At 49.2% G+C, this 21,545-nt stretch carries 18 protein-coding genes; 4 read left to right on the top strand and 14 right to left on the bottom strand.

The features are described 5' to 3' along the window. Positions 1–3: 3 nt before the first annotated feature. A complete protein-coding gene (locus H6F52_RS11340; protein ID WP_242033923.1) occupies positions 4–438 on the bottom strand; it encodes an NfeD family protein in 435 nt (144 codons plus the stop codon). A 263-nt stretch (positions 439–701) separates the two neighbouring features. On the opposite strand from H6F52_RS11340, the gene H6F52_RS11335 reads away from it, so the two are divergent. After that, on the top strand, positions 702–2,888 hold the full coding sequence (locus tag H6F52_RS11335) for a protein phosphatase 2C domain-containing protein (RefSeq protein ID WP_190534659.1): 2,187 nt from the start codon (positions 702–704) through the stop codon (positions 2,886–2,888). A 184-nt stretch (positions 2,889–3,072) separates the two neighbouring features. Next, positions 3,073–3,297, top strand: coding sequence for a ferredoxin-thioredoxin reductase variable chain (locus H6F52_RS11330; protein ID WP_190412587.1), 225 nt, complete (start codon positions 3,073–3,075; stop codon positions 3,295–3,297). A gap of 63 nt (positions 3,298–3,360) precedes the next feature. Here the strand turns inward: H6F52_RS11330 and H6F52_RS11325 are convergent, their stop codons facing one another. The 6 genes from H6F52_RS11325 to H6F52_RS11300 form a co-directional block, all read right to left on the bottom strand. After that, positions 3,361–3,585 carry a hypothetical protein gene (locus H6F52_RS11325; RefSeq protein WP_190534657.1) on the bottom strand — a complete coding sequence of 75 codons (225 nt, stop codon included), beginning with the start codon at positions 3,583–3,585 and terminating at the stop codon, positions 3,361–3,363. Between the two features lie 62 nt (positions 3,586–3,647). Beyond that, positions 3,648–4,439 carry a YdcF family protein gene (locus H6F52_RS11320; protein ID WP_190412585.1) on the bottom strand — a complete coding sequence of 264 codons (792 nt, stop codon included), beginning with the start codon at positions 4,437–4,439 and terminating at the stop codon, positions 3,648–3,650. 186 nt (positions 4,440–4,625) lie between these two features. Beyond that, a complete protein-coding gene (locus H6F52_RS11315; RefSeq protein WP_190412584.1) occupies positions 4,626–5,036 on the bottom strand; it encodes a hypothetical protein in 411 nt (136 codons plus the stop codon). A 68-nt stretch (positions 5,037–5,104) separates the two neighbouring features. After that, positions 5,105–6,673, bottom strand: coding sequence for an AAA family ATPase (locus H6F52_RS11310; protein ID WP_190534654.1), 1,569 nt, complete (start codon positions 6,671–6,673; stop codon positions 5,105–5,107). Between the two features lie 127 nt (positions 6,674–6,800). Next, a complete protein-coding gene (locus tag H6F52_RS11305) occupies positions 6,801–7,409 on the bottom strand; it encodes a 50S ribosomal protein L25/general stress protein Ctc (RefSeq protein WP_190428852.1) in 609 nt (202 codons plus the stop codon). A 125-nt stretch (positions 7,410–7,534) separates the two neighbouring features. Next, positions 7,535–8,875, bottom strand: coding sequence for an adenylosuccinate synthase (locus H6F52_RS11300; RefSeq protein ID WP_190425281.1), 1,341 nt, complete (start codon positions 8,873–8,875; stop codon positions 7,535–7,537). Between the two features lie 168 nt (positions 8,876–9,043). On the opposite strand from H6F52_RS11300, the gene H6F52_RS11295 reads away from it, so the two are divergent. Next, positions 9,044–10,087: an adenosine deaminase gene (locus tag H6F52_RS11295; RefSeq protein WP_190534653.1), complete on the top strand. Its 1,044-nt coding sequence runs from the start codon at positions 9,044–9,046 to the stop codon at positions 10,085–10,087. Positions 10,088–10,239: 152 nt separating this feature from the next. Here H6F52_RS11295 and H6F52_RS11290 read toward each other — a convergent pair whose 3' ends face one another. The 7 genes from H6F52_RS11290 to H6F52_RS11260 form a co-directional block, all read right to left on the bottom strand. Then, the gene (locus H6F52_RS11290; protein WP_190534651.1) at positions 10,240–12,993 is read right to left on the bottom strand and encodes a bifunctional diguanylate cyclase/phosphodiesterase; all 2,754 of its coding nucleotides are present in this window, start codon (positions 12,991–12,993) and stop codon (positions 10,240–10,242) included. A 60-nt stretch (positions 12,994–13,053) separates the two neighbouring features. Next, positions 13,054–13,191: a hypothetical protein gene (locus H6F52_RS11285; RefSeq protein ID WP_190534649.1), complete on the bottom strand. Its 138-nt coding sequence runs from the start codon at positions 13,189–13,191 to the stop codon at positions 13,054–13,056. 312 nt (positions 13,192–13,503) lie between these two features. After that, on the bottom strand, positions 13,504–15,648 hold the full coding sequence (locus H6F52_RS11280; RefSeq protein ID WP_190534647.1) for an ATPase domain-containing protein: 2,145 nt from the start codon (positions 15,646–15,648) through the stop codon (positions 13,504–13,506). A 3-nt stretch (positions 15,649–15,651) separates the two neighbouring features. Then, positions 15,652–16,071, bottom strand: coding sequence for a hypothetical protein (locus tag H6F52_RS11275; protein WP_190412576.1), 420 nt, complete (start codon positions 16,069–16,071; stop codon positions 15,652–15,654). A gap of 344 nt (positions 16,072–16,415) precedes the next feature. Then, complete coding sequence (locus tag H6F52_RS11270; protein WP_190534645.1) at positions 16,416–16,685, bottom strand: YciI family protein; 270 nt, start codon at positions 16,683–16,685, stop codon at positions 16,416–16,418. 71 nt (positions 16,686–16,756) lie between these two features. After that, the gene (gene pheT, locus H6F52_RS11265; RefSeq protein WP_190534644.1) at positions 16,757–19,300 is read right to left on the bottom strand and encodes a phenylalanine--tRNA ligase subunit beta; all 2,544 of its coding nucleotides are present in this window, start codon (positions 19,298–19,300) and stop codon (positions 16,757–16,759) included. A 32-nt stretch (positions 19,301–19,332) separates the two neighbouring features. Further along, positions 19,333–19,569: a hypothetical protein gene (locus H6F52_RS11260; protein ID WP_206754034.1), complete on the bottom strand. Its 237-nt coding sequence runs from the start codon at positions 19,567–19,569 to the stop codon at positions 19,333–19,335. Positions 19,570–19,871: 302 nt separating this feature from the next. Between H6F52_RS11260 and H6F52_RS11255 the strand changes: the two genes are divergently transcribed. Further along, entirely contained in the window at positions 19,872–21,512 is a 1,641-nt protein-coding gene (locus H6F52_RS11255) for a serine/threonine-protein kinase (RefSeq protein WP_190412572.1), read from the top strand. Positions 21,513–21,545 lie beyond the last annotated feature (33 nt).

The following is a 21,545-nucleotide window of genomic DNA, read 5'->3' as shown; positions in this document are numbered from 1 at the left end:
AAATTAGGATTTCAATAGGTGTTCTGGAAGCACGATGAGAGTTGTGCCTTCCCGTCTGACGACGTACACTCTTTGATTGGGAGCGATCGCCAGTTTCTCATCTTCACAGCGTGCCTTCCAAGAATTTCCTTCGTAGAGTACCCGCCCCATCTCTCCTGGCAAAATCTCTGTTAAAGTCTGACCCTCGGTTGCATCTTCCATCGAAGATACCTTTCGTCTTGGCATCAAGCGATGACCCAGGTAAACGAAAGCAATTGAAAACACTAACCAAAGCACCACCTGTAAAGCCGCCGGTAATGGGAGCAGCATGACTAACAGTGCCACCACGAAGGCGCTGATTCCCATCATGAAAGCAGTAAAAGCTGTTGGTACAACTAGCTCTATCGAGCAAAGGATCGCTCCTACCAGTAACCACAACAAAGTTGGGCTGAATCCCAAAGGCTGGAGCGCCAGCTGGATGAGAAAAAGAGAATCCAACAACCCTGCTAGAAACCAAATCGTCATAAAACTCAATCCCTTCTTGATATCCCGGTAAGGATAGTTATCAAGGTAAGATGAACTATTCCAATGAAAGCCAGTTAGGATTGGGAAGGCATCTTGCCTGTTTGTTTACTACAACATTTCAGCTATAAATTTCCCAGAAACCAGTGGAATTTTTCCTTAAGAATCTCTTGGAAGCTTTTTTATAAAAATTTCGGTTTATGAACAGTTCCCAGTTGAAGAGCGATCGCTATCTTTGGGCAACTGGCTCAGTTGCTGCAACGATCCCGGTCGGAGAATTCGTGCAAGACAGATATCAAGTTGTTGCACCTCAAGTTTGGCTCGATACTCAACCGACACAGCCGCCTCAGATCCCCGAACAGTTCCCGGAAAATCTTTACCCTTACCTGCGCTTATATCCCCAGCGGTTTCATCTCCCCGAAGTCTATGGATATGCAGCAGTGGGAAATTCTCCATCCCCGACTGAGATTCTGTTGCTAGAAAATGTCCCGATGGATGCCACAGGCAAGCTATTTCCTTCCATTTTGGACGCTTTGCCCCAAGCATCGGCAGTCCGCCAGATTTACTGGCTCTGGCAAATTCTGGAACTTTGGACGCCGCTGGCGGAATTTGGGGTAGCTTCTAGCCTTTTAGTTGCGGACAATCTCCGAGTTGAAGGGTGGCGGTTGCGGCTGTTAGAACTTTACGCAGACCCAGTCACCGACCCAGAGATGGAAGTTGCCCATACAAACAATGGGAATGGGATCTCCGACCACAAGCACGTCGGAGGAAGTCGGCGGGAAGAGAAAAAATTTCTGCCTCTCACCTTGAGCCTTGAACCTTTTGCCGCTCACGCCTTAGCGGAACCGACCGGGGATCAAATGGTCGCGGGGTTTGGCCCAAGTCTCCGGGATCTGGGTCTTGTTATCGCGAGTTGGTGCCGATTAATCCAGGCATCAGCGGTGACGCCACTTTTAGAAATTTGCGAACTGATGCAAGCCGAAGATGCGACCGAAAGCGCGATCGCCGAACGGCTAAATCAGCTATTACTGGAGCAGGCAGCGGAACTCCCCTTGCGCTTGCGGGTTGCCGGTGCCACAGATACGGGTCCTCAACATGACCACAACGAAGACACCTGCTATCCCACGGCGCGGGATTTGCTAGCCGCAGACTTCACCCAAACAACTGACCCGCTGATTCCCCACTTGAGCATCGTTTGCGATGGGATTGGTGGTCATGAAGGTGGAGAAGTTGCCAGCCAGCTAGCAGTACAATCCCTGAAACTGCAAGTGCGGGCGCTTTTGGCGGAAGTGGCAGAGCAAACGGAAATCGTGCCCCCAGAACTGGTGAAAGAGCAACTCGCAGCAAGTATCCGGGTAGTCAATAACCTCATTTGTGCCCGCAATGACGAACAAGGACGAGAGTCTAGGCGGCGGATGGGAACGACGCTGGTGATGGCTCTCCAGCTGCCCCAGAAGGTGACGACGGCTAACTCTGGTGTGGGGAATGCCCACGAACTCTATATCGCCCATGTTGGGGATAGCCGCGCCTACTGGATTACCCCCCATTCTTGCCAGCTGTTGACCGTAGACGATGACGTTGCTGCTAGGGAAGTACGAATGGGGCGCAGTCTCTACCGGGAGGCGTTACAGCGACCCGATGCCGGGGCACTCACCCAAGCGCTAGGCACGCGGGATGCCGAGTTTCTTCGTCCGAATGTGCAACGCTTCATTGTGGAAGAAGACGGACTGCTGCTGCTGTGTTCTGATGGTCTGAGCGACAATAACTGGGTTGAGCGTTCCTGGGTAGATTATGTGGAGCCGGTGCTTCAGGCTAAAATTCCCCTGGAGGCGGCAGTCCAGTCCTGGATTGACTTAGCGAATCAGAAGAACGGTCACGATAATACTTCAGTCGTGATTACTTACTGCCGCGTTTCCCCAGAGTATCCGGTGCTACTCAATTTTGGCGAGATCGGGAATCTCACCTTGATGCCGAAAGCTACTCTGCAAGCTGAAGCTGAAGACGTGAAGTATGCTGAAGCGGTGCCGGTAGAGATCGTTCCGGCAAAGCCAAACCGACTGCGCCGAGGGAAAGGGTTGGTCGTCGCACTGGGAGTCTTCCTCCTACTGCTGGGGGGCAGTGCTGCTGGGTTATATGCTTGGTGGAAATACAATCCTCAAGGGTTCCAGCAAATACGCGATCGCTTGTTCAACCCCGCACCGTTGCCCGTTCCAGTTCCCGAAACGCCATCTCCCGCGTCGAGTGTGCCACCATCGCCGCAGAACTCTCCTTCTCCATCCACACAAGTGCCGCCCCCTCCTGAAAATTCAGCGTCACCAGTTCCCTCAGTACCCCCTCCCGAAGATTCAGCATCGCCAGTTCCGTCAGCACCCCCTCCAAGTCCATAAAGAGGAAGTTACCGTCCTGTGCAAGAATATTAAGGTTGTTCACAATAGCACAATGCTTGGGTACTGGTAAGAGCCAAGCGTCTTGATAGGCAACGCTCCCAGCTCACCACGCTTGGTGGAAGCAGTTATTCCTCAAAAGAAGGCTGCACCAGTTTGACTCAGATACCCAACCGGAGATCAAGAAATGAAAGTAGGCGATCGCGTCCGCGTTATCAAATCTGTGATTGTTTACCACCATCCTGAAAATAAGGGTAAGCCTTTTGATGTCAAGGATCGGGAAGGAGAAGTGGTCTCAATCATTCACGAATGGCAAGGCAGACCCGTCAGCGCCAACCTTCCAGTTTTTGTCCAGTTTGACAAAAAATTTAAAGGTCACTTCCGCGAGGATGAGCTAGAAACTCTAAATTAGGCTCATGGTCAATGGCTCATATTCGCGATTAGCTATGAGCCATTGACCATGAGCCATTGACTATCATCGCCTACCGCGATTAAACCAGCCGAATATATTGATGTCACCCCGCATTCTCTGCAACTCTTGCCGGTTAGCTTCCGCTGTCATGTGATACCACTGGCAGTAACGCTCAAGTTCCTTTCGGTACTCGGCTTCCCGGTAAAAGTCATGAGTCATTTGGTAGGTGGCAAAGATGTCCGCTACGGGGGGAGGTGCTGGAATAAAGTGTGGGAATTCTTTTGGCATTTTTGAAGGTTGGAAGGTTGAAGGTTGGAAAAATAATCGCTTCAAACTACTGTCTAAACTTTTTAAAGCCAGCCTTTAAGGCGATAGATCCCTGTTCCAATGTATTCTTTTAACGCTCTGGTTGACCTGTGTAACCGCTCGGCATCTGGTAAAACATTCAGGATTCGAGCTTGCAGACTCCGGTTGGATTCGAGAAAGTCGGCTTCTGTCACCAAAAAGTCGGTGGGTGCGGGGATGGCTTGAATTCCCTGACGCTTGAAAATCAGAAGCGATCGCGGCATATGCATTGCCGAAGTCACTAATAATACTCGGCGAATCCCCTGCTTTTCTAAAATTTGCCGCACATTCACCGCATTTTCATAAGTGTTTAAAGAGCTAGGATCTTGAAGAATGGCAGATTTAGGGACGCCTAATGTTTCTAAAATTACAGCCATATCCGCAGATTCCGGTGCCCCACTGCCCCGCCAGTCGATGCGTCCGCCGCTAGCAATCACGACAGGAGCTTTGCCTTCGCGGTATAACTGGGCACCATAGAAGACGCGATCGCCTTCTTCGCTCAAATCTACACTCGGTCGAGGCGGCGAAGCCGATTTCGTGGCACCGCCCAAGATAACAATCGCCTCGGCAGTTGGGAGTTCGGCTGGTGGGAGATTTTGCCATTCTAGCGATCGCAATAACGAGTTTTCCACCCAGCCATTACTCCCCACCAGCAAGGCAATCAATGCCAAAACAATCGGCACCGCCGCCCAACGAGGTCGTTTCCACAGCAATACCAGTGCCACAATCATTAGCACGCAGGCAATTCCCAAGGGATAGATAAATAGCGGTAGCAGTTTTGAGAGAAACAAAAACATAGAACAAGGTAATTAGTAATTGCTATACCATTTCACCTTAAAGCCACTAAAAATCAATGCCTCAGCGTGTCTACGGACAAGACTTGTACGAGCCAAAATCTAAAATCCAGAATCTGAAGTCCAAAATCTAAAAGAGGATAACTTCCTGTCCCCCTTTTGCGCCTCTGCTTTTCATCCCCAGCAGAATTATTCTTCCCGGTTATCTTCTGTGTTGTCTTCCCGGCTATCTTCTGTGTTGTAAGCTGTATTGTTTTGTTGGTTATTTCCTAGGTTGCCCCGGTCGCGACGACCACTTAAGCCACGATATTGTTTTTTGGGTTTACCATAGCGTTTTCGGTTTGCCGAATTATTCCGATTCCGCCCATTGGAACCTTCTTTCGTCTCCTCTGAGCGTACCTGCCGGGGTTCATCTTTGGCTTTTGACCAGGCAACTACCCATGCCCCTGCAAAACCCCCAACCGCCCCTAGAAAGATGCTCAAGGGCACCCGATACCCCAGCATTACAAAGCAAATCAGAAAAAACAACCAGTACTTCAACCCAGCAGAGAACCCACTTGAGAGTCCCAGGGATCTGAACCCATTGCCTTTGTTCGTCATAAGTGTCTGGCTAATCCAAGAGTGGCTAATCGAAGAGTGGTTGAATCCTTCAATTAGCCACTTTTCGATTAGCTATTTAATTGTGACTCCCAATCCTGAGTCGTGTCTAAAGTTTTCACGTAGGCTTGTTCGGATTGAGTAAAAGGTTCAGCAGTGGCTTGTTGCTTCGCCAATAGGTCAACGGTAGCATCAGAAACATCACCAGTACGGGAGGCGAGACGATCCTGGCAAACTTCCATTGGTGCCGTGCAGTGGAGGATTTGCAAAGGGATTTGGTGAGCAGTGGCTTGAGCGATCGCATCTTCTCTCAACTTCTGCCGATCGTACTTCGCATCCAAAATCACCGACCAACCTTGGCTTGTCAGCATTATCCCCAATTCCAACAACCGGCTGTAAGTCTTCTGAGTCATCTCATCTGAATAAAGGTCGGCTCCTCCTGGTTGTTCCAAGGGAACGCCTCCTAAATGCTTCCGCAGCGCATCCGAACGGATGTGAATTGCCCCCAAGCGCCGCGCCTGGAGCCGCGCTACCGTACTCTTTCCAGAACCCGATAGACCAGACATCAAAAACAGCTTTCCTTGGCGAGAGGAGCCACTAACATTGGCATAAGCCGGAGACGGCGATCGCGTGTATTCCCACGCTAGTTGGTAATATTGGGCAGCAGTGGCGGCGGCTTTTTCCTTATCGGCTGCGGGAACAGCCGGATCGTTCAACAAGAAAGAAGTCACCTTCGCCCGTACATAAGCTTGACGGCTCAAGTACAAAGGCAACACCTGCAACCCCTCCCAATCTCCCATCTGCTCGACATAAGTATTCAAATAGGCATTGCCGAGGTCTGGACGCGATCGCGCATCCATATCCATCACTGCATAGGCAATGTCGAACATGACATCGACAAAGCGAAACGGCTCGTTAAATTCAATGCAATCAAATAGCAGAATCTTGTCTTGCCAGAGACAAATATTTCTCAGATGCAAATCTCCGTGGCATTCCCGAATCCAATTATTTTGAATTCTGCTTTTAAATAACTTCTCTCGCTCAGCAAAGAACGAGTCTGTATACTGCCTGGTTTCCTCGTAATGTTCCTGAGTTTGCGGCCCACCAATATAGTTTTCAGTTTGCCGATAATTTTCATCAATGGCATCCCGAACTTGAGTTACTTCTCCAAATTTACGAATATAGTCATCTGTGTGCGCTTTTTCATGGAATTTGGCAACAACCCGTCCCAAATCCTCCATAAGTTTTTCCGTCAGCAAGTCTTGCTCAAACAGATTGCTGAATAAGCCATCTTGGGGAAACTGGCGCATTTTCAGCACATATTCCACCGGCTCACCCGTGCCATTTAGATGAAATTGGTCGTCTGTCTGAGTAATCGGCAAAATTTCTAAATAAATTTCCGATGCACCGCGCTGATTCAGCCGGATTTCTTCATTACAAAAATGCTGCCTTAGCTCTAAGGTTGAATAGTTTAAAAAGCCAAAATTCATCGGCTTTTTAACTTTATAAACCAAATCACCCGTCAACAACACATAAGAAACGTGTGTTTGAATCAGCTCAATTGGTTGCGTCACCGGATGAGGATAAAAACTCGGCTGCAACATCTGCTGAATTAAAGGGGGAAAAGAAGCTTCTGTCATATTTTTTGCGTTCTATAGCGCGATCGCGCATGGCTTCACTAATGTGTCTTTACGGTTAAAAAAAAGCCAGGGGCTTAACCCCTGGTTTTCAAGGCAATGAGAAACAAACTGGCAAAAAGCCATCGTCTCATGCTTCAGATTTAGTTTCCGACTCAGTTTCTTGATCTTCAGCTTGGACTTGAGGTTGGAGGACACTTACAGTCACTTGATCTGGCTCACCAAGCGCTGTCACCCCAGGTGGCAAAACGAGTTCGCTGATATGCAATTTATCTCCAATATGCAAATTAGAGACATCAATCTCAATCGAATCAGGGATACTTTCAGGCGCACACCGCACCTGAAGTTCGTTGAGTACGGGGTCTAATACGCCGCCTTCTTGCTTAACACCATAGGCTTCTCCTACATAATGCAGGGGCACTTGCACATCCAGATCGCCATGAGCCGCGACCGCAAAAAAGCTGAGGTGATACAGGGAGGTTCTTTTCCAAGGATGCGTCTGCACTTCTTTGAGCAGTGTTTTACCACTCCAAGAAATCTCAGGAATGTTGAGCTGAATCAAGGTGTTATTAACAGAGGCACCTTTGAGTAAGGTTTCAGCCTTTTTGGCTTCCAAAGTCAACTCAATAGATTCAGTTCCTTTGTGCCCGTATAGGACGGCTGGGACTAATCCACTGCGACGAAGGGCATTCGGCTTGCTCCCTTCAGGGCGCTTTTGACATTCAACTGTATGTTCCATCTTCGTTGTTTGTGAGTTGCTAATAGTGACTTGGTAATTGGCATCTTCATGAAAAATTAGAAATTAAAAATTAGAAAATCGTCTTTCTTCAATTTTTAATTTCTAACTTTTAATTTTTTCGCCTATTACCGATGTGATGTTACCGGCGTGCCATTGGCGTGCAATAGCGCCCGCTTGGGTCCGTGGATCGGATCTTCTACTATAATCGTTTGATCGCGGCTAGCACCGAGGGAGACGATCGCAATTGGGACATCCATCAGCTCTGCCAGGAACTTGAGATAATCCAACGCCTGCTGGGGTAAGTCTTCCAGGGTACGGCAGTCAGCAGTGGATTGTTTCCATCCGGGCAGAGTTTTGTAAACCGGCTGACAGCGGGAAAATTGACGAGAGTTGGTGGGGAAGTCTTCGGTGCGATCGCCATCAATTTCGTAGGCGACGCAGACGTTAATTTCCTCTAGTTCGTCGAGAACATCTAGTTTGGTGATCGCGAGACAGTCGAGACCGTTAATTCGCACAGCATAACGACCGATCACCGCATCAAACCATCCACAGCGGCGCTTGCGCCCTGTGGTGGTGCCAAATTCCGCCCCGCGATCGCACAACATTTCTCCGACGCTGCCATTCTGTTCGGTGGGAAATGGCCCTTCACCTACCCGCGTCGTGTACGCTTTCGCGACCCCAATCACGCGGTCGATCATCGTTGGTCCAACCCCAGCACCCACGCAAGCTCCCCCGGCGACTGGGTTTGAGGAGGTAACGTAAGGATAGGTTCCGTGATCTAAGTCTAAGAGCGTTCCTTGGGCACCCTCAAACAAAACATTGCGCCGTCGCCCAATCGCGTCGTAAATCTTTAGGGAACTATCCACGATATGCGGACGCAAACGCTCGGCGTACCCCAGGTACTGCTCGATCACGATTTCTGCATCCAGGGGCGGTAAGTTGTAAAGCTTTTCTAAAATGACGTTTTTATAATCGATCGTCCATCGCACCTGTTCGCGCAACCCTTCGGTATCCATCAAGTCTAAAACCCGAATGCCGGTTCGCTCTGACTTATCTGCATAAGTGGGGCCAATCCCACGTCCGGTGGTACCGATTTTATAGCTACCGCGTCGCTCCTCGGATGCCTGGTCAATTAACCTGTGGTAAGGCATCGTGACGTGGGCATTCTGAGAAATCAGTAGATTACGGGTAGATATCTTCAGAGCTTCTAATTGATCCAGTTCTTCAATCAGAACCTGCGGATCGATGACCGTCCCACAACCAATAATGCACTCGGTGTCCGGATATAAAATTCCAGAGGGAATCAGGTGCAGTTTAAAGGTCTGATCCTCCACCACGACGGTGTGCCCAGCGTTGACACCCCCTTGGTAACGTACTACGACATCTGCTGATTTACTCAGTAAATCAGTTATCTTACCTTTGCCTTCATCGCCCCACTGGGCACCGATCACAACTACGTTAGCCAAGGGTTTATTAAAAGAGCTAGAGTTTTCACAAATTACAATTATTAACAGATGGTGCTACCGCTGTCAACTTCAAATTAACAATTCGCAGCTTCACATCTACAAGGGGCGCATAGCCTACCCCTAGCAACTAACAAGATAACAACTCCACAACTACGGCAAGAGGTTCCTGTGTCTTTATATGCTGAATTACATCGCCATCTTGGCGGTTCTGTTGTGCCTCGTATTCTTTGGCGGTATTTCCATCGCAGCGATTCTGAGCTGGCTCAACGATTTCCGAATTATCCAGAGTTTGAAGAATTTTACACGCGACCCCGCAACACGCTGGATGAGTATCTAGAACTACATACACTGGTGGAAAGTACGCAAACGGCCGAAACTTTGCCCTATTTCATCTATCGGCTGATTCGGGGTGCTTATATCTTTGAGAATTTGGCTTATTTGGAATTGCGATATACACCGTATCTGCGAACGTCCGAGCATTTAAGCCAATCAGAACGAATTGGCCAAATGGCGACAATTGTGGATATTGTCGGCAAAGCCAGTCGGGTGCCTGAGTATCCGATTGTGACCAGCCAAATTCTGTGTATGCACTCGCGGCTCCCTTATGAGGTGAACCGGGCGATTGTTGATTTGGCAGCACAGAAGAAGGAGTATGTCTGCGCGGTGGACATGGCGGGAGGAGATGCCCAAATTTCCGAGCGTCTAGATGAGTTTGTCCAATTGTATAAGGATGCGCGATCGCTCGGTGTTAAAACCACGGGTCATCTCTACGAAACCCCTTCTGGCTGTTATCCGGAACTGCTGCCGCATTTGATGCGAATCGGTCACGGCATCCAAATCCCCCTGCAATACCCAGAATTATTACCACAATTGGCTCAACAAAATCAGTGTTTGGAAGTATGTCCTACCACGTACTTAAAAACAGGCACGTTGGAGGATATGCGTCAACTCAAACTGGTGTTTGACCGCTGTTTTGAAGCGGGTGTAGATATTGCCATCTGTACTGATAACGCTGGGTTACACAATGTGCGTCTGCCCTTTGAGTATGAGAATCTGCTGACACTGGATATTATTGATTTTGAACAGTTGCAAGCTTGTCAGGAGGCAGCATTTCGTCATGCCTTTGCTTGGCCTTACAGCCAACGTCCGGCATCACTTTTGACAGGATTGCTGCACCCTGCATCCACGAATGTTTTAGCAGCCAGTAGTTAGGACATTAATCGAGAAATCGATAGCAATTCTCATTTGAATTAAATACGGCACAAGAACCTAATTTATTCTTCTTCTCGATGCTGACTTATCTCCAAATCGCTAAAGTCGAGTTGTCAGAAATGAGTGAATTCAATACTTGCGAGTTGGAGGAATCAATGAGTGTTTGAGCTGGCAATGAGCGATCGCGCAGTGTCAGCATCGACCGGCTTCGAGAAGAAATATCCTTGGGCGTATTCGCATTGAAGCGATCGCAGTTGAGCCAGTTGCTCTACGGTTTCCACACCCTCTGCGATCGCATTCATTCCCAGATTGTGAGCCAGCATCACGATTGTCCGGACAATCTCCAGACTCTCATTATCCCCTGCCATCTGGGTGACGAAAGATCGGTCAATTTTCAGCTTATCGATCGGAAAACGACGCAAGTAACTTAAGGATGAATAACCCGTCCCGAAGTCATCCATATACAACTGAACGCCCAGCTTTCTCAGTCGCCAAAGCATCGCTGATGCAGATTCAACATTTTCCATAATGGCGCTTTCAGTAATTTCTAGTTTTAAACTGCTAGCATCCACACCAGTTTCCGCGAAAATTTCAGCGATGCGTTCCACTAAATCAGGTTGAGAAAACTGTTTACCTGAAAGATTTACGCTGATACTCAAAGGGATAGAACTCGGAAATTGAGTCTGCCATTCGCGCAATTTGGTACAAGCTTCGCGCAGTACCCACCAGCCAATCCGAGTAATCAATCCGGTTTCTTCTGCAACCGGAATAAACTCTCCCGGAGAAACAAGACCGCGTTCTGGATGTTGCCAACGTAACAGGGCTTCAAAACTAACAACCTGGTTAGTTTGCAGAGATACAATCGGTTGATAGTGAAGAAGAAATTCTCCCCGTTCAGTCGCTCTTTGCAAATCAGTTTCTAACTGAAGCAGCGCCACTGCACGGGCGTGCATATTTTTATCAAAGACCTCATAACGAGCCTTCCCCAGTGCCTTCGCTCGATACATGGCGATATCGGCATCGCGCAGGAGATCCTCTGGATGCTCATAACCCCCATAGTCGGGGTAAGAAGACCCTGCCCCTACAGCAATGCCAATACTGGCGGTGGTAAATACTTCATGCCCGTTTAAATTTAACGGCAAAGTCAGTTCCTGATGGATGCGATCGGCAACATGGGTAGCATCGCCGATCCCATTGATATTTTCCAGCAGAATCGCAAACTCATCTCCACCCAGACGCGCTACCGTATCGCCGTGGCGAAGGCTTTTTTCTAGGCGTTTAGCGATCGCAATCAGCATTTGATCGCCGACAATATGCCCAAGGCTGTCGTTGACATTTTTAAATCGGTCAAGATCCAAAAACAGGACGGCAAATAAATAATTCTCGGAATGCTTTGCTCGCTCAAGCGCCCGATGCAAGCGCTCCATGAACAAAGCTCGATTGGGCAAATCGGTAAGAACATCATAAAACGCATTGTGCAGCAGTTGCTCTTCCGCTTGTTTGCGCTCCGTAATATCCATTTGAATGCCAACAAAATGAGTCACAACGCCCTCGCTGTTGTAAATCGGCGAGACATTTAACTCATTCCAAAAATGGGTGCCATCTTTACGGAAGTTGCGTAAAACAACAGTCGCAGCTTTACCTAACCGCAGCGCTGTTCGCAGTTCCTGTAACCCCGATTGATTGGTTTCTTCTCCTTGCAGAAAACGGCAATTTCGTCCGGTGACTTCCGCCGCCGTATAACCTGTAATCCGCTCAAATGCCGGATTCACATAGATAACAGGTAAATCGGGCAGTCTGGCGTCAACGATAACAATCCCATTACTACTGGCAGCGATCGCGCGATCGCGCAATCGGGAAGTTTCCTCGACCCGCTGGCGTTCTGTCACATCCCGAATCACCAACACCCAATTGCTCGTTCCTAAACCCGCCTTGGCGATCAACGGTTGAGCGACGACTTCAAAAACCTGGCGCTGTACTCCCTCCAGCACCACCTCATGGCAAAACTTTCCCTCGCTCGGTGGCTGTAGCAGCATCTCCAAAGACTGCTCTCCTAAAAAAGTCACAATATTGCTCGGAGTAGAACTCTGGTTTTGTAAGAGCGCCAGATACTTCCAAGCCGCCTGGTTTGCCAGAACAATCCGCTGGTTGGCATCCAGTAGCAGCACTCCCTCCGGCAAATTTTCTACCAAGCTCTCTAAATGTTGTTGTTCAGCAGCCAGCAGCGTCCGCAACCGCTGAATAGAGGCAGAAGCCTGGTTCGCCACCGTGTACAGCAATCGTACCTGCTCTTCAGTAAATGCTCCCTCCGCTTGAGCTGCCACGAATAGCAGTCCCACCACTTGGTTGCCTTCAGCATTAATAATCGGCACTTGGAAAGACGAACCCAAACTGCGAATGGGCGATCGCGTTCCATCAAATCCCTGTGGCTCTATCGTTGTAATTGGGCATTGCGCCGCCTCTAGTTGGGTATTTTTCCCCCTCATGCGGACAAAAGTTTTGAGCAGCCGCTGTTGGATTTCCTCCTGAACTTCCGGCGCGAGGGTGCAATTCGGTTGGATGAAAACATGGCACAAGTCTTCAGTCATCAAGATGCTCGCTGAGACATCATGGGGCACGGCACGATGCAGGTGTGCCAACATCAGTCGCACCAATTCTTCGTAGTTTAAGGTGTAACCCAGTTGCCAAAAAAGCTCGTACAGCATCTCCAAAGTGCGGAAGCGCATCTGACTCGCCTCCAACTCTCGTGCCTGCTGTTCCAAAGCACTGACCAAACGCTGTCGCTCCATCACGGACTCTATATACTTCAACTCGGAGCCATCCACGGGTTGCAAGACCCGATAATCCTGAATTTCTATTGGATCTATCTTTAGGAGGAGGTCTTCCTCATCGATTTTTTTCAACATAATACGAGGCTTTTTATAATTCAGCAAAAATTTTAAGGAAAGCAGCAAAGCTACAAGCAGTTAGTCCTCAAGGAAGTAAGAAACAGCATCAAGGGCGCTCTTCACTAGATGCGAAGAAAGCGATCGCCAGTCCGCAAACGTGCGGCAAATCATGGCTAGCAATAGATGCAGCCAAAAATCCCAGAATTTAGCAGACACCCTTGGCGTTGTCTTTACGGAATAACTCCCCAATCGCGGTATTTATCCTGGCAGGTACTCCCTTAGCGCTTTCCGGGAGAGCCTACCAAAGGCTTTTTATTGATTTTGGCGCTTCAACAATCTGACCACGGTCAATTTGTCTAATGATATTGTTCCCTGTTTTGTAGTATTCGTCGATACACTATGTCAAAGATGGGGGGTTTTACCCATACCAGAGGTTGATCGATTTGGTGGAGTAGGATACAGCTTTCCAGCCTTCTTTCTCGTTATCCGTAGGAAGGCTCTTTTTAGTAAAAGCAACCAGATATAAATTTAAATTTCTCCGTAAAAGCCTTCTTGGACGCTAATGCCCTTGCCTTGGCGAATCGTGTAAGGATAGGGGCGGGTGTCAGAGTGAGTCCCTCTAGATTTACGGACTTGAAGTACCCGAAAACCTTGCCCCGTCTGACCCATCTCACCCCAGTTCGGAACGTACACGTCCAGAACGACATCGTAACTATTGAGCAGGCTGTAAAGAATGCTCTCATTAAGTGTTTTGGGGAGAATCGTGTCAAATAATGCCACATCCAGTTGCCGCAGCAGACGGTTCTTGCGTTCGATGAAGGTGATGAACTCATCCGGAGCATACTGGACAGCAAGCGGGGTGAGAGAATCTGTAATCAACCGACAGGGTTTGGGCATTGCCCGCAGGTGACGCTCGATATCGTAGAGAAAGCGTTCCATATCAGTCAGGTCGATATATTCTTGGCTAGAGAAAGGATGAGTGTCTAAAATACGCAGGTGTTGAGATCGCAAATAAGACTCGATCTCGACTCCGAACACTTCCATTTGTTGGCGTAGCAAGTAGCTAGGAGCCTCTGTAGCAATAAACAGAGCGCTTTCCCCCCGTTGCAATCCTTCAATCGCAAACTGCTGGGCAAGCGTCGTCTTGCCAACTCCCTGTTCCCCCCGCACCAACCAAGCAGAACCGTAGAAAACTCCCTCCCGTGCGATCGCGTTTAACGGCGAGAAAGCCAGTAGGGGCGGTGTCTTCATTCCGCTAGTTTTTTGCTCAGTCGGTGCCAGATATAACACCTCAATGCCCTGATGACCGATTTCCATGCGGTGGCGACCTGGCACATGGTCGGCGGCTCGCATTTTGTAAACTTCTATGTAGCGTCGGCGCTGAAGACCATTGACATCTGTGGAAAGGACAATCGTCCCATCCACCACGGTTTCTTCCACCCCAAAGCGAGAAAGGCGGTTCACTTCGCCTGCGGGAATATTCGAGATCAGGAAACCCACCGCACCAACCCGCTGCACCAGCGTAGACAATTGGAAAGTTTTTTCCCGCTGCACTGCCAAATCTTTCACTTTGTGCAGGAAGACAGAAAAGGAATCGATGACAAAGCGCGAAGGCTGGAAACTTGCGATTTCCTGTGCCATGTACTCTAAGTGTTCCTCGACCCGAATCTCCGTCTGGGGAATAAAAATGATCCGTAACAAGCCTTTGGCTTCCAAATCTTGAGGGTTCCAGCCGAAACCCTCTGCCATTCGGAACAAGCGATCGCGCGTTTCTTCAAAAGAAAACAGCAGTCCCTTCTCTCCCTGAAGAGCGCCATTAACTAGAAACTGCATGGCAAGCGTCGTCTTACCCGTTCCAGAGACGCCGGAAAGGAGGATAGACCGCCCCTGAGGGATGCCGCCCCGAAGAATGCTATCTAGTCCAGTAATTCCTGTCGATGCCGTCTCGCTCTCCTCCTCCAAACTTGTCTCCCGACGTTTGAGCGTCAGCATTGAACCCAAAACCTGAACCCCCCCATCTGTGAGCGCAAACGGGTAAGGCACCATCTCCGTCGCTCGACCGCGCATTTTATATACCTGGAGAAAACGCTGCTGTTCCCCCTCTTGGAGTGCAATGTTCAGATAAACAATGCCATCAGCTACCGCAAACTCTGCCCCTTCGCCAATATCCGAGCGGTCATACTCCCCTAATAAAAAGGCGGTACACCGCGCACTCGCTAGACGAACGGAGAGGTCATAACAGAAACGACGAAAATCACTCACGTCGTCAGACAAATCGCGGATGGCTTTAAAGGAATCAATCGCCAGAATTTCCGGTTGGTGTTTTTCTACCCTGGCGAGAATCTCGTCAGCTAATTCGGTCAGGGAATGCTCGCGGATAAAAGGCCCGATATCCTGAAAAAGTACCTGTTCGCCAAAAACTTCTACATCAAAGAAGCTGAAGCACTGCATATAGCGCACCACCTTCAACGTCGGCTCCGAAAGGGTTGTCAGGTAAAGAACTTTGGCAGTGCTGTGATTCCGGATGTGGTTAAAGAGCATTTGCTGCACCAGGATTGTCTTACCTGTCCCCGGTTGTCCAGCAACAATATTCAGTGAATAAACAGGGATGCCTCCGCCCATTACGGCGTCTAAGTTGGGAACACCTGTCGGCATTAGTTTAATATTGCTCATCCCTCAGCCCTTTTCCAGTTGTTGTTTTAACTGCTGCACGAGGGGTTCCACCTTCCGCAACAGGATTCCACCCGTTAAATCGATTAGTAGAGCCATTACGTTATCAGTAAAAGCCATCAGTCCGGCTCGGACGGCTGTACGCTCGAAGGCATCCAAATTGTTCTTCAGTTGCTTAAGGCAAATTCCATCGCTATCGATATTAATTTCTTGGCATAGCGGATGGTCGCGACTTGCTTCTAAGAGGGCACTCCGAAAAACAGCAACCGTCGCCGTCTCGCCAATTAAACCGACAATGCGTTCCCACAGCCGCTCTAAAAGTTCGCTAAAGATGTCTAAAGTCTCCTGTTTGCCTGCTTCTAGCATCTCTGCTTGGGCTTGACGCAGTGTTGTCTTTTGGCTATCTTCATCCGTGGATTCTGTCATCTCCAACCTTCTCACGGCTCCTGTTCGCCGACGCCAGACTCTCAAGTAGACTCCTGTTCAGTCTGCTTGAGAGTCTACAGAACCTTAGCCTGGTGGCGTTTTTGTAAAACTTACCGTGCTTGTTATTACTGGTTTCTACCATAGTCCTCACCGCTAGGGTTAATTTAACGGTGATTTCTTTATTTTATGCTCAAAATTCTATCGGAAATGGCAACTGGCGGTGGTTGTGGGGCTGGCTTTGCCTGAGTAAGGAGAGGTAGAAACCCCTCAATTTCCTACTTCTCAGGAGAATTGAAGAGCTTCTCAGTAAATCTGCTCAATTGAGATGCGCTTGATTGGTGGAATTAGAGGGCTTGAATCCACTCTTTGACATCGTATTCAGTCCAGATGCCGTTTTGCCAGTAGGGGTCAGCTTCAATTAACTGGCGCACGGCGGCTTCATCTTCCGCCTCATAGATGCCGAAGACTTTAGTGATGTCCTTCGTCGGGCCAATCGTCATCAGAATACCCGCTTCTTTTTGGGCAGCAAGACCGTCTAGATGCGCTTGCCGGTAAGGCGATCGCTTTTCTAAAACATCTTCGCAATAGCTTCCCCACATTACGTATTTAGGCATGGTTAATAGCAGTAAAGTTTTGAGTTTTGAGTTTTGAGGGTTAAATCAACATTCAACCCTCAAAACTTTATTTAACTTCTCAGATTAACGCCGAATTTTTCGACGAGCGCGTCGCGGACTTTTTGATGCACTGGCTCGACATCTTCATCGGTAAGCGTGCGATCGCTTGCTCGGTAAACTAAGCGAAACGCTAAGCTGCGCTGTCCTTCCGGGACATTTTTCCCTTGATATTCATCAAACAACTCGACCGATTCTAGTAGGGATGTCCCCTTGTGTTTGTCTGCAATGGCAGCTTTCGCGATCGCTCGTTTCAAGTCTGAGACAGAAACCTGAACCGAGGCGAACAAAGCCAAATCCCGGCTGGATGCTGGGAAGGTGGAGTAAGGCTTGAATAAGGGTGTCCGATTTTCCTCTGCATCCAGGTAATCTAAAACCACATCCAAATCCAGCTCAAACACGTAGACTTCATCCGGCAAGTCTCGTTCTTGCCGGAGTTGGGGATGGAGTTGCCCAAACGTTCCTAATCGGTTTCCCTGCACCCATAAAGACGCCGTGCGTCCGGGATGCAGCCGTGGATCGCGGCGGTCTGGTTGATATTCGACTGGCAGGCTGAGTTGCTCAAATACACTTTGCAACACTCCTTTGGCTTCAAACCAAGTCATCGGTTGTGGCTTGCCTCCTCGCGTCCAAGTGCCTTGGGTAGAGGAGTCGCCGCCTAAAATTCCAGCAACCGAGTCAGCTTCGATCAGTCCATCCTCTTCCCGCCAGAAGATCCGTCCCATCTCAAACCCGTTCAAGGGGCCGTTACCTTGTTCTAAGTTGTACTGGAAGGAGTCAATCAAAGCGGAGATTAGCTCAGTTCGCAGAGACGAATATTCTGCAAACATGGGATTTGCGATCGCGACTTCTGTATCGTTCTTAGTTTTCGCCACTGAGTAAGAGTAATGCATGACTTCTGTCAATCCGGCTGCGCGGAAAGCTTCCCTCATCTGACGCATCAGCATCTGATCGACAGAAAGGTACCCCGGTTCAGTCTTATCTGGTAGGGTGTCGCAGAATTTGTTGTAGCCGTAGAGGCGAGCAACTTCTTCAATTAAATCGATTTCTCGCTCCAAATCTCGGTAGCGATAAGGCGGTACTTTCACCGTCCACTTCAGGGATTCCGAAGGATGAAGCTTAGAATCTTCTTCATTCGTCCTGGTTCCGCCTTCATCTTTTTTCGTCACTTGCTGTAGCTGACACCCTAGTGCCGTTAGGATGCGCTCAACATCTTCAGCGTGAACTTCCCCTGTAGTTTCAGTGTCTCCCATCTCTACTGGGCCTAAAACGTGATTTACCCGGTCTAGACGCAGTTCAATCGAACGACTCCAAGTTGAGGGGTCGGGTTTGGTGTCGGCAATTTCTTGTGCTACGGGAGTGCCCCCTGCAAACTCCGAGAGCAGCGCGATCGCTCGTTGACAAGCAATTCCCAATTCTGCCTGATTGACGCCCCGCTCGTAGCGCCCAGAGGCTTCTGTCCTTAAGTTTTGGCTGCGTGCCGACCGGCGGATTGCCACCGGGTCAAACAAAGCGGCTTCTAAAATTAAATTTTCAGTCCCTTCATACACTTCGGTTTCTTCACCGCCCATGACCCCAGCCAGTGCCACCGGGTGGTCGTTGGCAGTAATCAGCAGATTTTGCGGTTGCAAGGTACGGGTTTGACCGTCCAGGGTTTTGAGGGATTCCCCTGTATTGGCAAAGCGTACCCCGATCTGGAGCGGTGAAGTTCCCCCACCACCACTTGCCACGGATTGCAAGCGATCGCGGTCAAAGGCGTGGAGCGGCTGACCCCATTCCAGCAAAATATAGTTGGTAATATCTACCACGTTATTGATGGGTCGGACTCCAGCGGCTTGTAATCGCCCTTGCAACCATGCGGGAGAAGGGGCAATTTTGACCTTTTCGATGACCGTCCCGATGTAAGCCGGACACGCTTGACCCGAAGCAATTCGCAACTTCAGACCGCCATTCCCCTTCGGGATTGACACTTCTGGGGCTTGTGGAAGTCGCAGGGCGGCACCCGTCAGCGCCGAGACTTCCCGTGCAACGCCAACCATACTCAAAGCATCAGCACGATTCGCGGTAGATGTCAAGTCTAAAATTACATCATCTAAGCCTAGGAGCGATCGCACATCGCTACCCAGTTGAAGATTTTCTTGCCCAAAAATATGAATTCCTGCGGACTCTTTTGCTAAACCTAATTCCGCTAAAGAGCAAATCATCCCCTCGGAAGGAACCCCCCGGAGTTTAGCCGGTTTAATTTTCAGGTCAACAGCAGGCAAATAAGTCCCGATGGTGGCGATAGGCACATAAATATCTGCTCTGGCATTGGATGCCCCACAGACAATATTCAAGGGAGACGCTGCCCCTACATCGACCGTACACACCCTGAGTTTATCTGCATTCGGATGGGGTTGAATCTCTAGAACTTTCCCGACCACCACCCCATCCGCCCAAGTGCGGCGGTCTTCAATATCTTCTACTTCAAACCCAGCCATTGTTAGCGTGTGCGCCAACTCCGCCGGAGTCATCGTCAAGTCAACCAATTCTTGTAGCCAGTTCAGAGAAATACGCATTTACGCTTAAGCTTTTACTTACCTCAGCCCGATCATTTTACCGTTTTGTACAGCTGAAGCATTCCGGCGACGAGTGGGGAAAGCCAAAGATAGAAATGCCCGCAGACGCAGCCTTCTAGGAGGGCCTTCGGGGAGGGTGAGTGCGATCGCTTCTCCAGGTGAGCGTGTTGCTTAGCACCATCCCCCTCAGCTTCTTTGTTCCTTTGTTCTGCCAAAATTTTGCCCTCACTTCCAGATGGCATGAGTGTTTTAGGGGTAACACCAATCACATCTAGCGCTTCCGGATGTGCTATCAAAGATATGGAAACAATTTTTGTGCTTAATCCCGATCCGCTTCTTCTGTTCGCTAGTTGTTTGATTACAATTTAATACCGTCTCTAACTGCAATGTTTGAGAAAAATCTTGGCAGTTGCAGGAGTACATCGTTTTTCAATTCTTTAAGCAAAGATTAATCGTCTTTAGCAACTCTTTAAAGAATTGTCCGTAAATGTACCATGCTTATTGTTTATTAATGCCTCGATAATTTAAGTTAGGGTAGCAATATCCGGTTTCAGCATCCCGGTGAGTCTGAATGAGCTACTGCCTCAATCCCGCCTGTCCAAATCCGCAAAACCACGACCACGCCGAAGTTTGTCGGTCCTGTGGCTCAGAACTCCTATTACGAAAGCGCTATCGAGTCAGTCAAGCGCTGGGGCAAGGAGGTTTTGGAGCGACATTTTTAGCTGAGGATGAGTCTTTGCCTGGGGAGCCAAGTTGCGTAATCAAGCAACTGAGACCAGCAACGACTGTAGCCCACGTTTTACAAATGGCACGCGAGCTATTTGAACGAGAAGCCAGAACCTTGGGGAAAATTGGCAATCATCCCCAAGTGCCACGGCTGCTGGATTACTTTGAAGACAACCAGCAGTTTTACTTAGTGCAGGAATATATTAGCGGCTTGACGCTACAGCAGGAGGTTAAAGGATCGGGACCTCTAAGCGAAGCTGGTGTCAAGCAATTCTTAAGCGAAATTTTGCCCGTCCTGCACTACATCCACAGCCAGCAGGTGATTCACCGGGATATCAAACCCGCCAACTTGATTCGCCGCGAACAAGACCGCAAACTGGTTCTGATTGACTTTGGAGCAGTGAAAAACCAAGTCAGTCCGACAACGGCAAACAGTAGCTCCGAGCAAACCGCTTTGACGGCTTACGCAATTGGGACACCTGGATTTGCCCCGCCCGAACAGATGGCAATGCGCCCGGTTTATGCGAGCGACCTGTATGCATTGGGAGTCACTTGCGTTTATCTGCTGACTGGAAAATCGCCAAAAGACTTAGATTACAACCCGTCAACGGGCGAAATGCTCTGGCGAAAGCAGCTTCAGATCAGCGATCATTTTGCCGATGTTCTCAAGAAATTGCTAGAGGTTTCGGTTCGTCATCGCTATCAGTCTGCTGAGGAAGTGTTGAGAGCGCTTGACCTGGAACCGTATCTCGACAGCTTGGAGCAAGGCTTAACGACTAAACCCAATAGCTCTCAGCGACAACCACAAACAGGCAATCGCTACACCAACTCTGGAGACTTAAGCAGTCCAACGCTTTCCTCAGCCCCTTCGACTGGCACTTCCGCCTCAGAACGTCTGGCGATGGCAATTCGAGCACGTCGAGAAAAGTTAGGCATGACCGGACCGCAAACCGGGGGAAGTATGTATAAACCAAGTCCTGCTACCGGCTCTGGTTATCCGCCGACGATGCTCAAAAATAGCGGTTCTAACGGCAATGCTAAGTCAAAACTTCCTGCCAAGTTGGATGCTGTTGGCGTGTTAACTGCCTACACCAAAGGTAGACGAGACTTTGCCTCTCAAGATTTAAGCGCGCTGAACCTGCAACGGGTTAACCTATCAGGAGGCATTTTTCATCAGGCTAAGTTAGCTAAAACCAACCTTCAGGGCGCTGACTTGTCAAGTGCTGATTTTGGCAGGGCGAATTTAGTTGGGGCAATTCTGAAGGAGGCAAATTTGGGCAGGGCTTACTTCAGCACGGCAAATTTGGAAGGAGCTGACCTACGCGGTGCAGATTTGAGCTTTGCCTATCTCAATCATGCGAATCTCCGAGGTGCAAATTTGTGTGGCGCTAATCTCACGGGGGCAAAAGTTAGCGAGGAACAGCTATCGCAGGCAAAAACGAATTGGGCAACCGTTTTACCCACTGGCAAAAGAGGTTTTTGGTAATTGGAAGGAACTAAGCGCAATAAGTTTTGAGTA

Source organism: Coleofasciculus sp. FACHB-542 (assembly GCF_014695825.1).
Classification (GTDB): Bacteria; Cyanobacteriota; Cyanobacteriia; order Cyanobacteriales; family FACHB-T130; genus FACHB-T130.
Note: the sequence above shows the minus strand (reverse complement) of the source record. Positions and strands in the feature narration are given on the sequence as shown.